Annotated in this window: 13 protein-coding genes; 6 read left to right on the top strand and 7 right to left on the bottom strand. The window is 72.6% G+C overall.

The features are described from left to right. The first annotated feature begins 161 nt into the window (after positions 1-161). The 3 genes from ABFY07_RS37470 to ABFY07_RS37460 are packed head-to-tail and all read left to right on the top strand — an operon-like array spanning position 162 to position 3719. Complete coding sequence (locus ABFY07_RS37470) at positions 162-392, top strand: hypothetical protein (RefSeq protein WP_346178762.1); 231 nt, start codon at positions 162-164, stop codon at positions 390-392. Then, the gene (locus ABFY07_RS37465; protein WP_346178761.1) at positions 385-1335 is read left to right on the top strand and encodes an RNA polymerase sigma factor; all 951 of its coding nucleotides are present in this window, start codon (positions 385-387) and stop codon (positions 1333-1335) included. Before ABFY07_RS37470 ends, ABFY07_RS37465 begins: the two co-directional genes overlap by 8 nt. Next, positions 1332-3719: a M48 family metalloprotease gene (locus ABFY07_RS37460; protein WP_346178760.1), complete on the top strand. Its 2388-nt coding sequence runs from the start codon at positions 1332-1334 to the stop codon at positions 3717-3719. Before ABFY07_RS37465 ends, ABFY07_RS37460 begins: the two co-directional genes overlap by 4 nt. An 11-nt stretch (positions 3720-3730) precedes the next feature. Here the strand turns inward: ABFY07_RS37460 and ABFY07_RS37455 are convergent, their stop codons facing one another. After that, positions 3731-5128, bottom strand: coding sequence for an MDR family MFS transporter (locus ABFY07_RS37455; protein WP_346178759.1), 1398 nt, complete (start codon positions 5126-5128; stop codon positions 3731-3733). A 156-nt stretch (positions 5129-5284) separates the two neighbouring features. Here ABFY07_RS37455 and ABFY07_RS37450 point away from each other — a divergent pair, with 156 nt between their 5' ends. Continuing rightward, the gene (locus tag ABFY07_RS37450; RefSeq protein ID WP_346178758.1) at positions 5285-6046 is read left to right on the top strand and encodes a phosphoglyceromutase; all 762 of its coding nucleotides are present in this window, start codon (positions 5285-5287) and stop codon (positions 6044-6046) included. A gap of 157 nt (positions 6047-6203) precedes the next feature. Here the strand turns inward: ABFY07_RS37450 and ABFY07_RS37445 are convergent, their stop codons facing one another. From ABFY07_RS37445 to phoU, 5 genes are all read right to left on the bottom strand, one after another. Beyond that, on the bottom strand, positions 6204-6767 hold the full coding sequence (locus tag ABFY07_RS37445; protein WP_346178757.1) for a hypothetical protein: 564 nt from the start codon (positions 6765-6767) through the stop codon (positions 6204-6206). Positions 6768-6908: 141 nt separating this feature from the next. Beyond that, the gene (locus ABFY07_RS37440) at positions 6909-7559 is read right to left on the bottom strand and encodes a class I SAM-dependent methyltransferase (RefSeq protein ID WP_346178756.1); all 651 of its coding nucleotides are present in this window, start codon (positions 7557-7559) and stop codon (positions 6909-6911) included. A gap of 178 nt (positions 7560-7737) precedes the next feature. Further along, positions 7738-8301 (bottom strand): alpha/beta fold hydrolase, encoded by a 564-nt coding sequence (locus ABFY07_RS37435; RefSeq protein ID WP_346178755.1) that lies wholly within the window; start codon positions 8299-8301, stop codon positions 7738-7740. A gap of 598 nt (positions 8302-8899) precedes the next feature. Further along, a complete protein-coding gene (locus tag ABFY07_RS37430; RefSeq protein WP_170066554.1) occupies positions 8900-9058 on the bottom strand; it encodes a hypothetical protein in 159 nt (52 codons plus the stop codon). A gap of 320 nt (positions 9059-9378) precedes the next feature. After that, positions 9379-10056 (bottom strand): phosphate signaling complex protein PhoU, encoded by a 678-nt coding sequence (gene phoU / locus ABFY07_RS37425; protein WP_346178754.1) that lies wholly within the window; start codon positions 10054-10056, stop codon positions 9379-9381. Between the two features lie 224 nt (positions 10057-10280). On the opposite strand from phoU, the gene phoR reads away from it, so the two are divergent. Then, the gene (gene phoR / locus ABFY07_RS37420; protein WP_065961094.1) at positions 10281-11582 is read left to right on the top strand and encodes a two-component system sensor histidine kinase PhoR; all 1302 of its coding nucleotides are present in this window, start codon (positions 10281-10283) and stop codon (positions 11580-11582) included. After that, on the top strand, positions 11579-12259 hold the full coding sequence (gene phoP / locus ABFY07_RS37415; RefSeq protein ID WP_065961092.1) for a two-component system response regulator PhoP: 681 nt from the start codon (positions 11579-11581) through the stop codon (positions 12257-12259). The genes phoR and phoP overlap by 4 nt, the downstream gene beginning before the upstream one ends. A 270-nt stretch (positions 12260-12529) precedes the next feature. Here the strand turns inward: phoP and ABFY07_RS37410 are convergent, their stop codons facing one another. Beyond that, entirely contained in the window at positions 12530-13222 is a 693-nt protein-coding gene (locus ABFY07_RS37410; protein ID WP_346178753.1) for a DUF461 domain-containing protein, read from the bottom strand. Positions 13223-13442 lie beyond the last annotated feature (220 nt).

Below are 13442 nucleotides of genomic sequence, written 5' to 3'. Positions count from 1 at the left end.
GGGGAGGGGTGGCCGCGCAACCCCAGAGCCGTAACCGCCGAGCCGTGACCCAAGTCCCGGAGATTCCCCGCGATGGGCGGTGAAGAATCTCGTCCCCCGCAGCCTCTTCCTGATGAACCGGTCGTCGACCGGGAAACATCAAGGGAGACAAGACGGTGTTCATGGACAATCCGTGGCTGATGGTGACAACGGTCGTGACAATGGGGGTGCTACGGCTGATGGGGGAGGTCATCCGCTGGCTGGCGGCGCGCTCGGGGGAGCGCCTCCGCGCGCGCATGGTGGTCGAGTTGGTGACCAGGTCGGGCCCGGGCACCGTGCTCACCGACCACCGCGCGGACGGCGCGGCGCTGACCGTCCGCTCCGGTTCGAGGGGAGGGGCCGGGCATGAGTGACACAGCGGGGGAGGTCGCGAGCGGCGGGGACTCCCAGACGCGTGACGATCCCGGTGGCGTCTTAGAGGACTTCGAGCAGTCCGAGCAGCCCGAGCACTTCGAGCAGCCAGAGCACTTCGAGGACTTCGAGGAGTTCTACGCCCGCACCTACCCCTGGCTCGCCGCCCGCGCGGTGATGCTCAGCGGCAATCGGCAGAACGCCGAGGACGCCGTCCAGGAGGCGTTCATCGAGGCGATGCGCCGCTGGCCCACGGTACGGGCCTGCGCCTCGCCGGAGGGCTGGGTCGCGACCACCATGCGCCGCAAGCTCTCGCGCGACGGCCGCCGCTGGTGGTACCGCTGGAAGCCGACCGAGCTGACCGTACCGGCCGCCGCCTCCGCCGGCGTGGAGGAGACCTCGGAGGCGCTGGCCGCGCTGCGCGCGCTCGGGATGCTGCCGCCGCGCCAGCGCCAGGTGGTCGTGATGCACTCCCTGGAGGGCATGAGTTACGCGGAGATCGGCGCCGAGCTCGGCATCAGCGCGGGGAGCGTCGGCAGCAACCTGCACAAGGCCCGCGCCCGGCTCAGCCTGTTGCTCGACGTCTCCCCGGAGCTCGGCCGACCCGGCGAGTCCCTGGTCCCCGGCGTACGGACCGACCCGCTGTCCAGCGCGCTGCGCGGCGCCGCCGCATGGCTGCTGGACGGCCTGCGCGCGTCGCCGCCCGTGCCGCCGCTGCCGCCCGAGGAGCGCGGCGACGGCCGAGGGCGTGGGGCCGATCGGGGCGGCGGCCGGGGTGGGCAGGCCGATCGGGGTTTGCAGGACGAGCGCGGCGACGGCCGAGGGCGTGAGGCCGATCCGGCTGGCGGCCCAGGCCGTCAGGCCGATCCGGGTGGTGGCCCAGGCTGTGAGGCCGATCCGGGTGGCGGCCCAGGCCGTGAGGCCGATCCGGGTGGCGGCCGGTGATCGCCGCCATCGCCGCCGCCCGTGCCGTACTGGCCCTGGTGCTGCTGGCCGTCTTCTACGCCCTGGTCGCGCTCCTGGTGCTGCTGTGGCTGGCCTTCCTGGTGCTGGGGTTATGGAGCGCGGGGGTGCCGGAGAGCACGGCGCCGCCGACCAGCGTCATCGTGGCCTGCGCCGCGTTCGCGCCGATCGTGGCGGGCATGGTGTGGGCGGTGGTGCGCACCGCGCGGCCCGCCGCGCCGCCCGAGGACACGGTGTGGGTGAGCAGGCGCAGGGCCCCCGCGTTATGGGCGGCGGTCGAGGAGCTGGCCGTCGGCGTGGGCACCGCCCCGCCGGACGCCATCCGGCTGACCACCGAGGTCAACGCCTCGGTCACCGAGGACGCCACCTTCCTCGGCCTGATGCCGGGCCGCCGCACCCTCTATCTGGGCCTGCCCCTGGTGGTGGGCCTGCCGCCCGCCGAGCTGCGTGCCGTGCTCGCGCACGAACTGGGCCACTTCTCCCGGCGCCACAGCCGCTTCGGCGCCCTCGCCCACCGCGGCACGGTGGGGCTGGCCGCCGCCCTCGAGGCGATCATCAGCGCGGCGGCGGCCAACAACCTGGTACGGACGTACGCGGGCGGGCCGCTGCTCCTGCTCCGCGGCTACACGCTCCTCTTCCGCCGGCTCACCCGCCCGGTCCGGCGGCGCCAGGAGATCGAGGCCGACCGTGAAGCCGCGCGGGTGGCCGGGGCGCGGACCGTCGCCGACGCCCTGCGCTCGGCGGCCGCGCTGGAGGTGGCCTGGCTGGAGTTCGTCGGGGGCTTCCTCACCCCCGTACGCCGGGCTGAGGGGCGCGTACCGGACGACCCGTTCCGCGTCTTCGCCCACATGGTGGAGGCGCCCGAGTTGCGGGAGCCGCTCGCCGCCCTGAGGGCGCGGGCCACCGAGCGGCCCGCCGACCGCGACGACCCGCACCCTGACCTGGCCACCCGCCTGAGCTGCCTGGCCCGCCTCCCCGACCGGCCACCCCGGGCCGGCGCGGACCGCTTCGCCGAACCCCTCGACGTGCCGTCGGGCTACGCGGTCGCGCTGGGCCGCACACTGCACCCGGGCGGGCGTACGGCGGCGAGCGTGCCATGGCGGGAGTGGCTGCGTCTGCTGGCCGAGCACCGGGCGACCCGGCTGCTGAGGCCGCTGGCGGAGGCGGTCCGTACGGTCGAGGAGGCGGCGGGCCGGCCAGGGGACGGGCCGGGGCCACTGCCGGGGAATCCGCTGGGGGAGCTGCCGGGGAAACCGCTGGGGGAGCCGCCGGGGTCACTGACGGGGTCACTGGCGGGGTCACTGCTGGGGGAGCCGCCGGGGCCACTGCCGGGGCCGCCGGGGTCACTGGCGGGGTCACCGCTGGGGAAACCGCCGGGGGAACAGCCAGGGCCAGTGCCGGGGCCACCGCTGGGGAAACCGCCGGGGGAACAGCCAGGGCCAGTGCCGGGGCCACCGCTGGGGGAAATGTCGGTACAGCGGGTGCTGCGCCTGCTGGACAGCGGACGGCGGATGCCGCTCGCCCGCGCCCTGGGCAGCCGTGTGCCGCCGACGGAGGGCGCGGCGCCGGGCGGGCGCGATCCGCTGGGCTTGCTCGCGGAGGCCCTGTACGTACTGATCGGCGCCCACCTGGTCGCGCGGGGGAGCGCACACTGGACGATGCACTGGACCGGCCCGGGCACCCTCGTACCGCCCGAGGGCATCGCGCCCGAGACGATCCGGGACTGGGCCGACGCGGCCGTACGCCTGCCCGGTCAGACCCAGCGCCTCCGCCTGCACCTGGCCGCCCTGGGGCTGGACGAGCGGGCGCCCCTGCCGGGGTTCGCGGGCGCGGCGGGGGCTGGGGTGCGGGAACGGGCGCCGGAATGGGCGCCCGAACGGGCGGAGCAGACCGGAGCGTGGCCGTCCCGGCCGCAGATCCGCATCACCCCCGGCGTGGACGCGCCCGCCCGGCGGCGCATCTCCGGCATCCAGGTGCTGGCGCTCACCGTACTGCTGGGATTGACGGCCGTGACCTGGCTGCTGTGGGCCAACCGCGAGGAGCGGCCCTATCCCGGGACCGGCTGGCAGCGGGTAAACCCGACCAGCACATACGACCCGGCGGGCGGCACCTCCGCCGGCCTGTCGGGCGGCGGCACCTCCGCCGGTCTGCCGGACGGCGGCACCTCCGCCGGTCTGCCGGACGCCGGCACCTCCGCCGGTCTGCCGGACGGCGGCCTGCCGGATGGCGGCGTGGCGGGCGGGGTCTCGCCCTGGCCGGACCCGATCCCGTCCTACCGGCTGCCCACCGCCCCGGAGTGGACGCCGGGCCCGTCGCTGGGGCCGAGCTTCCACACCCGTTCCCTGGTGCCCAGGCTCACGCCATGAGGGTGGCGCCGTCAGCCCGCCGCGACGGGGCGGTCGGTCTCGCCGGACCCCGGGGCGCCGCCGGACGGGGAAGTGCCGCCGGACGCGGGAGCGCCGCCGGCCTCCGAAGCGCTGCCGGACCCCAGACGATCCCCCGCCACACCATCTCCCTCCCCAACCCCATCCCCATCACCAACCCCATCCCCATCCCCATCACCATCCCGCTCCTCTGCCGCGACGGCGCGCACGAGCGCCCCGTACCCGACCGCGGTCAAGGTCCCCACCACCGCGCACGACGCCCAGAGCACATCCGCCCCGAAGTGGTCGATGACCGCACCGCCGGCCAGCGGGGCGACCAGCGCCGCGAGTGACCAGGAGAGCACGTAGACGCCCTGGTAGCGGCCGCGCCCGTGGGTGGGGGAGAGCCGGGCGACGAGGCCCATCTGGATCGGGGTGTTGATGATCTCGCCGATGGTCCAGACGCACACGGTCAGGGCGTACACCGCGACCGATCCGGCGAAGGCGGTGAGCCCGAAGCCGTAGCCGATCAGCAGCGCGGCGCCGACCAGCAGCCGGGTCGGCTCCCGGTGCCGCTCGATGAAGCGGGTGACCGGGATCTGGAGGGCCACGATCAGCACCCCGTTCACGGCGATGGCCAGCCCGAAGTCCGAGCTGGACAGGCCGCTCGCGCCCATGGCCACCGGCAGGCCGACGAACCCCTGCTGGATGAGGGCCGCCACCAGGAACGACAGCGCCACGACGGCCATGAACCCCCGGTCGCGCAACACCGTCCCCAGCCCGACCTCCGGCTCGGCGGCGGCGGCCGCCGCGCCCGCCGGCTCCTCCCGCACGGGGCGGGACTCCGGCAGCTTGACGAAGACGACGACGGCGCACAGCAGCGTCATGATCGCCTCACCCAGGAACAGCGCCAGATAGCCGTGCTCGGCGATCAGCCCCGCCACGGTCGCGGAGAAGGCGAAGCCGAGGTTGACGGCCCAGTAGTTCAGCGAGAAGGCGCGGATCCGGTCCTCGGGGGCGACGAGGTCGGCCATCATGGCCTGCACAGCGGGCCGCGAACCGTTGCTCGCCATGCCGACGAGGAACGCGACCGCGGCGATGGCGACCGGGTGCTGGACGAAGCCGAGCACGGCGACGCTGACCGCCGTCGCGCTCTGCGAAACGAGCAGCGTGGGACGGCGCCCCAGCCGGTCCGTCATCACACCGGCCCCCACCGCCGACACCGCCCCGCCCAGCCCGTACAGCGCGCCGACCAGCCCCGCGTACGAGGCCGAATATCCCCGGTCGACGGTCAGGTACATGGCGAGGAACGGGGCGACGAAGCCCCCCAGCCGGTTCACCAGAGTCGAGGTCCACAGCCACCAGTACGCCCGGGGCAACCCCGAGACGCTCTCCCTCGCTGCCTGCCTCATCCGGGTGAGGGACGGTAGGGCGACGGACATCGGACAACCCCCGTATGTAAGTGGCGCAAGCAGTAGCGGCACCTTACCGACCCCATCCCTCCCGCGCCACCGGATTGCCGGATCCGTCACGCGGCCCGCCCACCCGGGTCAAGTAGGCTCGAGGTCATGGCCGACGCACCGTACAAGCTGATCCTCCTCCGCCACGGCGAGAGCGAGTGGAACGCGAAGAACCTGTTCACCGGCTGGGTGGACGTCAACCTCAACGAGAAGGGCGAGAAGGAGGCAGTCCGCGGCGGTGAGCTGCTCAAGGACGCCGGCCTGCTCCCCGACGTGGTCCACACCTCCCTCCAGAAGCGCGCCATCCGCACCGCGCAGCTCGCCCTGGAGGCCGCCGACCGCCACTGGATCCCGGTCCACCGCTCCTGGCGCCTCAACGAGCGCCACTACGGCGCCCTCCAGGGCAAGGACAAGGCCCAGACCCTCGCCGAGTTCGGCGAGGAGCAGTTCATGCTGTGGCGCCGCTCGTACGACACCCCGCCGCCGCCGATCGAGGACGACTCCGAGTGGTCCCAGACCGACGACCCGCGCTACGCCACCATCCCCCCGGAGCTGCGCCCGCGCACCGAGTGCCTCAAGGACGTCGTCGTCCGCATGCTCCCCTACTGGTACGACGGCATCGTCCCCGACCTCCTCGCCGGCCGCACGGTCCTGATCGCCGCCCACGGAAACTCCCTGCGCGCCCTGGTCAAGCACCTCGACGGCATCTCCGACGCCGACATCGCGGGCCTCAACATCCCCACCGGCATCCCCCTCTCCTACGAACTCGACGCCGACTTCCGCCCCCTCACCCCGGGCGGCACCTACCTCGACCCGGAGGCCGCGAAGGCCGCCATCGAGGCGGTCAAGAACCAGGGCAAGAAGAAGTAACCTGGACTGATCAAGCCCCCTACCTGCGGTTTTCCTGCGAGCGGGGGGCTTGTTTCGGTATCGGGGCCGTGGGCTGACGGGTGCGGGACGGGTCGGACCGGACCGGACCGGACGGTGTCGAGGCCGGCGGCAAGCCTCTTCGGTGGCTGGCGGTCGTCTACTCGATGGGTGCGGCGGCTGCCACCAGCATGCCGCTGGTTGAGACGGTGTCGGGGGCGGTTGTGGTGGGGTCGATGCTGGATTCCCCCGCGACCGTCGTAGCCCAGCACTGCCCCCAGGTAGCGGACCAATCGCGGGCCAGGTCGCTGTTGGGGTCCAGATCCTCGGGCTTGCCCGTGATGCCGTAGGCGTCGAGGAGCCGTCGCTCGACTCCGAACGGTTCGCCCAGGGCCAGCTGCGGATACTCACTGATCCAGCGCCTGCGGATGCGTCCGCGTTCGGCGATCAGCCACGCCTCCCCGTCGTTCTGCTCGCTATGGAAGAAGAGCTGGGCCTTGCCGAAGTTCGCGCTCAACTCACGACACACGTCGGTGAGGTGCGCCGTCTGCTGGGGAAAGGGCAGGCCGAAGTACGGTCCGACAACCAGGGCCCACCCCTGCATGGGTGGGGTGACAACGACTGTGGAGAACGGCTCCTTCTCGTCGTGCGCCACATCGTCGATGAGTTCCACGCCATCGGCCCAGGCAATGTCCCGTACATCGGTCAAGCCGAGGGCGCTCACCACTTCTCCCTGACCCACGGTCTCGACCGCGAGCCACGAGAGCCAACAGGCTCGTATGAGTGGTGCGTTACCGGCTGCCTTCATGAACCGCATGGTAGGGGTGTAGACGCTCGGCCGGTCTCGCCACGGGAACCTGCCCCGTCAGGCCTCGGGCTTGCGGGCCAGGAGGCAGGCGCGCGGTCTGTTCGCCCGTCCGCCGGGCTCCTGCTCCAGTCGCGCGGTGACGACGAGTCCTGCCTGGCCGAGCAGGCCGGCCATGTCGCCCAGGGGCAGAAGGTGCGACTCATAGGACACGGGAAGGCCATAGCCGTGGGTCGGCTGCAGTCGTTCATTGCCGACGTAGTCTCCCCAGAGCAGGAAGCCGCCGGGCGCGAGCGTGCGGTGGAATTCAGCGAACACCGCCGGCAGCCACTGCGGGGGCGTGTGGTGGGTGGAATACCAGGCCAGGATGCCACCGAGTTCGCCGTTCCCCGTCTCCAGGGCCGTCATCGAGCCCTCGGTGAACCGCAGGTCCGGATAGGCGTCGCGGGCCAGTCCGATCATCTTCGGTGACAGATCGACGCCGAAGGCGGACACCCCCAGTCCGGCCAGGTGCGCCGTTATGCGGCCGGGGCCGCACCCCATGTCCGCGACCGGTCCCAGACCGGCCGTCCGCACGAGTTCAGCGAACCCGGCCAGCATCGCGCGGGACAACGGGTCCATCTCGGCGGGAGGCGGGACGCGTTTGACGTACTCGGCGGCGACCGTGTCGTACGACTCCCGCACAGCGGTCAGAAAGGAGGGCTCGGTCATGCGGGCGACCGTAGACCAGGGAACTGACAGGCCGTGGCGGGACCTTGCTGACCTGCTCAAGTCGGCTGGGCTGCACGGGCACAAGTACGCGATCCCGTGCGCATCGGGCGACGAGCCCGGGTAGGGACCGGACGGGCGGCTGGGTGCGGTCGGTTCAGCGGATAGTGAGGCGGGGGCGTCACAGCGTGCCGAGGAACGTCCGTACGGCATCCGCGAACTCGTCCGGCGCGCTGGTGGGGATGAAATGGTCGGCGTCGAACTCCACCAGCCGGGTGCTGGGGCGGCGTTCCGCCATGGCTGTGGCCTGTTCGGGCGCGATGACGCCCTTGGTGCGGCGGAGCAGCAGGGCGGGGCAGGTGGTGGCCGTCCAGTCATTCCAGTGGTCGCCGTGCACCTGTTCCTCGGACTGGTGCATGTCCTGGGGGTGGAAGGGAAGCCTCCAGCTGCCATCGGGGTTCTGCCGCAGGCGGTCGGAGAAGTACGGGGCGGCGGGGCCCATGCCCTCGACGAGCGCGTCACGCGTGGGGGCCTCGTACGGCAGGTTGCGCAGGAACTCGAAGGGGTTGGAGCCGTCCAAGCCGAGTGCGGCGGCACCCTCCGTGTTGATCAGAGCGCTGACGCGGTCGGGGTGACGGGCGGCGAACTGGTAGGCGTTGATGGCTCCCAGGGAGTGGCCGAGGACCACGGCCCGGTCGAGGCCCATGTGGCATCCTCGCTCCGTCCCGGCCGGGTGCGGATGCACGGCAGTTGACTGTTCGGAGGTGGACGGAAATCGGTCCGAAGGGGTCTGAAATCGGCCGTATATGCCTGTGTCGGGAATGGGCTGTGCCTGTACACGGTGACGATTGACCCGAGACGGTGCCGACCGGGCGAGGGGGATGTATGGGCAAGCAGGTCAAGTGTGGCTCGACCAAGACCGCGACGGGCAAGCCCTGCCAGAATCCCGCGATGATTGGCTACTCGCGGTGCCAGATTCATCGAGGGGACTGGAACAAGCCGCAGAAGAGGAAGACCAAGCGTCGCTGACCCTGCTGCGTCGCTGATCCTGTTGTGTCGCTGACCCTGCCGGCCGTACCGAGGGTCCGAGGCTCTGAGGCCCCGAGGCTCTGAGGTCCCGAGGCTCTGAGGCCCCGAGGCTCTGAGGTCCCGAGGCTCTGAGGCCCCGCGGCTCTGAGGCCCCGCGGCTCTGAGGTCCCGAGGTCCCGGGCTCTGAGGTGATGCGCTCCCCCCGGAGGCTGGTCGCGCGTTGGGGGGTACGGGGCGGCGTGTGTGGCGAAGGGCCTTCGACCGGCCGCCGGTCGAAGGCCCTTCCTCGTGCGTGGCGGGCGCGTGGTGAAGGGTCAGCCGCAGTTGCCGCCGCAGGAGCAGGAGCCGCCGGACTGGCAGCCGCAGGAACAGCCGGAGCCGCAGCCGCAGGCGCCGAGGAGGGGGAGCGGGGGGCGGTGTTCGGCTGCCGGCCGGGCGGGGTCGGCGGGGGCGGGAGTGGGGAACTCGGCCATGACGCCTCCTTGGGAGGTCTCGGGAGGTCCTGGAGAGGGGTCGCCTCGTGCTCATGGTGCCGGTCCTCCGGGCCTCGCCCGCAGCGGCGCATGGACGGCGCGCGGATGCACGGCACGGCGGCGCGTGGTGGCCGCGTGCCCGGCGCGCAAGGGCGCGCCCGCGCGCGGCGCGGGGTTCACCCACAGGGCGCGCGCCCGTCGTGCGCCCGCCCGCCGCCCGCCGGTGCGCACTCGCGTCGCCACGCAGGCCCGCCCGGGTAGACCCCTGACCCTGAACCCCCTGAACACGCCGGAGGAGCGTGGTCAGGGGTCTACCGGTGTCACGCCCCCTCGGGGGTCTCCACCTGCGCGATCTCGTCCGCGTGCTCGCCGGTGACCAGGTACACCACGCGCTTGGCGACCGAGACCGCGTGGTCGGCGAAGCGCTCGTAGTAGCGGCCCAGCAGGGTGACGTCGACGGCCGTCTCTATGCCGTGCTTCCAGCGGTCGTCCATCAGGTGCTGGAAGAGGGTGCGGTGCAGGAGGTCCATCGCGTCGTCGTCTTCCTCGAGCTGCAGCGCGAGGTCGACGTCCTTGGTGATGATCACCTCGGCGGCCTTCGCCATCAGCCGCTGCGCGAGCTGGCCCATCTCCAGGATGGTCGCGTTCAGGTCGCGCGGAACGGCCGAGTCGGGGAAGCGGAGCCGGGCGAGCTTGGCGACGTGCTGGGCGAGGTCGCCGGAGCGCTCGAGGTCGGCGCTCATCCGGAGGCTGGTGACCACGATCCGCAGGTCCGTGGCGACCGGCTGCTGCCGGGCCAGCAGGGTGATGGCCCGCGCCTCCAGGTCGCGCTGCAGATCGTCGACCTTCTCGTCGGCGGCGATGACGCTCTCGGCGAGCTTGAGGTCCGCGTCGAGTATCGCCGTGGTCGCCCGCCCGATGGCCGAGCCGACCAGCCGGGCCATGTCGACCAGGCCGTCCCCGATCGAATCGAGCTCCTCGTGGTACGCGTCCCGCATCAGTGACCTTCTCTCGCTGTGTCTCGCTGTTGACTCTCGGTGGACGTGGACTCGTGGTCTCGTGACGAGCCGCCCCCAGGCTTCCACGTTCCGTCCGGAACGCGTCGGGCTCCGGCATCCGGAGTGAACCGCTGCTGACTCCCCGGTGAACTCTGGGAAACGTCTCCCTGAGGGCGCCCGTCTGGGGCTGTGGAGCTGTCTCGTGCCGCGCATAACCTGGACGCATGAACGTGAACGCGGCGATCGCCGCACTGGCGGCGCTCGCCGGGCTGTGCACCGGCGTCATCGCCATGCTGGCGTTCCGCTGGAGTGAACGCGAACAGGCGAAGCCTACGCGCTCCTCACTGCACACCGACGCCGTGCTGCCGCCCGGCGTGGACACCGTGCTGTCCGTGTTGCGGTCCTCGGCCGTCGTCCTCGACGAGGCGGACGCCGTGGTCAAGGCCAGCTCCGCGGCGTACGCCCTCGGGCTGGTCCGGGGCGGGAAGCTGGCCGTCGAGCCGATGATGCAGATGGCCCGCGACACCCGGCGGGACGGGGAGATACGGCAGATCGAGCTGGACCTGCCCCGGCGCGGCACCGGCCGCGGCGAGGCCCTCGCGGTGTCGGCCAGGGTCGCCCCGCTGGGCTCCCGCCTGGTGCTCCTCCTGGTGGAGGACCTCACCGAGGCCCGCCGGATCGAGGCCGTACGGCGCGACTTCGTCGCCAACGTCAGCCATGAGCTCAAGACCCCCGTCGGCGCGCTGTCCCTGCTGTCCGAGGCCGTGATGGACGCGTCCGACGACCCCGAGGCCGTCACCCGCTTCGCCGGCCGGATGCAGATCGAGGCGACCCGGCTGACCAGCCTTGTCCAGGAGCTCATCGACCTGTCCCGGGTGCAGAACGACGACCCGCTGGAGGACGCGGAGCCGGTCCGCGTGGACGAGCTGGTCGCCGAGGCCATCGACCGCTGCCGCCACCAGGCCGGCACCAAGCAGATCACCATGGCCACCGGCGGCACCGCCGACCTGCACGTGTGGGGCAACCGCGGCCAGCTGGCCGCCGCGCTCGGCAACCTCGTGGAGAACGCCGTCAACTACAGCCCGGCCCGCACCCGCGTCGGCATCGCCGCCCGCCGCCTCCCCGCCACCGGCGGCGACCTGATCGAGATCGCCGTCACCGACCAGGGCATCGGCATCTCGGAGAAGGACCGCGAGCGGATCTTCGAGCGCTTCTACCGGGTCGACCCGGCACGCTCGCGACAGACCGGCGGGACCGGGCTCGGACTCGCCATCGTCAAGCACGTGGCCGCCTCGCACGGCGGGGAGGTCACCGTGTGGAGCGCCGAGGGACAGGGCTCCACCTTCACCCTGCGGCTGCCGGAAGCCGGCTCGGTGCGCGATCGTGACCGCGATCGCGCCCGAGACCGCGACCGCTCGTCGCGCGAGCCGTACGAGACCAACGCTGACCTCGATGGAGAGGACCAGGACCGGCCGTACGAGACCAATTCCTGTGAACACCTTTCTGCCCCGGAGGTCCTTCCGTGACCCGAGTTCTGGTCGTCGAGGACGAGGAATCGTTCAGCGACGCGCTGTCGTACATGCTCCGCAAGGAGGGATTCGAGGTCGCCGTCGCGACAACGGGACCCGAGGGGCTCGACGAGTTCGAGCGCAACGGCGCCGACCTGGTGCTGCTCGACCTGATGCTGCCGGGCCTCCCCGGCACGGAGGTGTGCCGGCAGCTGCGCGGCCGCTCCAACGTCCCGGTGATCATGGTGACCGCCAAGGACAGTGAGATCGACAAGGTCGTCGGCCTGGAGATAGGGGCCGACGACTACGTGACCAAGCCCTTCTCCTCGCGTGAGCTGGTCGCCCGCATCCGCGCCGTGCTGCGCCGCCGCGGCGAGCCGGAGGAGGTCACTCCGGCCGCGCTGGAGGCCGGGCCGGTACGGATGGATGTGGACCGGCACGTGGTGACGGTCGGCGGCGGCAAGGTGGACCTCCCGCTGAAGGAGTTCGACCTGCTGGAGATGTTGCTGCGCAACGCGGGCCGGGTGCTCACCCGGATGCAGCTGATCGACCGCGTCTGGGGCGCGGACTACGTCGGCGACACGAAGACGCTGGACGTCCACGTCAAGCGGCTCCGCGCGAAGATCGAGCCTGACCCGGGGGCGCCGCGGTATCTGGTGACGGTTCGGGGGTTGGGTTACAAGTTCGAGCCGTAGGCCGGCCGGTGGTGGCCGGGGTGGCGGGGTGCTGCGTGGGTGGCCGGCCCCGGGCCGTGAGTGGGTGGCCGGACGGAGTCCGGCGCAGTGCCCCGAAGCCCGGGAGGCCCTCTGGGGCCGAGCGGTGCGGTGCCGTGGGGCTTGGGCCCGGCGCAGTGCCCCGAAGCCCGGGAGGCCCTCTGGGGCCGAGCGGTGCGAGGGGTGCCGTGGGGGGGCGTACGCGAGGGGCCCTGGAAGTCGCTTCCAGGGCCCCTCGCGGTCGTTGTCGGCTCAGTGACCGGTCGGCGTCGGCTCGCCCGACGCGATGCCGTTGGCCGGGGCGTTGCTCTCGCCCGCCGCGCCGGACGGCTTGTTGGTCGCGGTGGCGGAGCCGGAGGGCTTGGTGCCGGGCTTGGTGGTCTGCTCGCCGTTCGGGCTGGCCGGTGCCTTGGTGGGGGTGGCGGTCGGGAGCTGGGAGGGACCCCAGTCCGTGAAGTAGTGCTTCGCCGGGACCACGAACGCCGTGATCGGCACGTCGCCCGTCGCGCTGAGGTCGAAGACGACCCGCTGCGCGTCGCCGTCCCTGGCGGCCTCGCGGCCGTTCGCGATAACCGCGGAGGGGTTGCCCTTGCCGCCGAGGAGCACCGAGCCGCCGGCCGGGACGACGACCGGGCCCTTGCCCTTGGCCGGGGAGACCTTCACCGTGGAGCCGGTCCCGGGGAGGGTGATGGCCTTGAGGGTCTGGTCGTCCTTGCCGTTGTTGAAGATCTTGGCCGTGACGATGGCCGGGCCCTTCGCCGTGAGCTCCGGCTGGGTCACGATCGTGGCGTTCTGGATCTTGATATCGCCGACGGACGTCGCGGCGTTGTCCGGCTTGACCTGCAGCGTCTGCGCGTCGTTCCCGGCCGCGCAGGCGGAGAGCGGGGCGACCGAGACCACGAGGGCGGCGGCGGCGAGGGCGCCGCGTCGAAGGCTGCTGCTCACGGCGGCGGCATCTCCTAGGGCTAGGTAAAAGTTGGATCAGCGGGCTTAGGTTACCGAGCCCGCCGCCCGGGGCCGCACCCGACCCACCCGGGTCCGCGCCCGCACCCGCTCGGGGTCGCCCTTGCGCCCGCCCGGGGCCGCCCCTGCGCCCGCCCGGGGCCGTGCCCGCACCCGCTCGGGGCCGCCCCTGCGCCCGCCCGGGGCCGTGCCCGCCCCCGCT

It is taken from the genome of Streptomyces sparsogenes subsp. cuspidosporus (assembly GCF_039532705.1).
Classification (GTDB): domain Bacteria; phylum Actinomycetota; class Actinomycetes; order Streptomycetales; family Streptomycetaceae; genus Streptomyces; species Streptomyces sparsogenes.
Note: the sequence above shows the minus strand (reverse complement) of the source record. Positions and strands in the feature narration are given on the sequence as shown.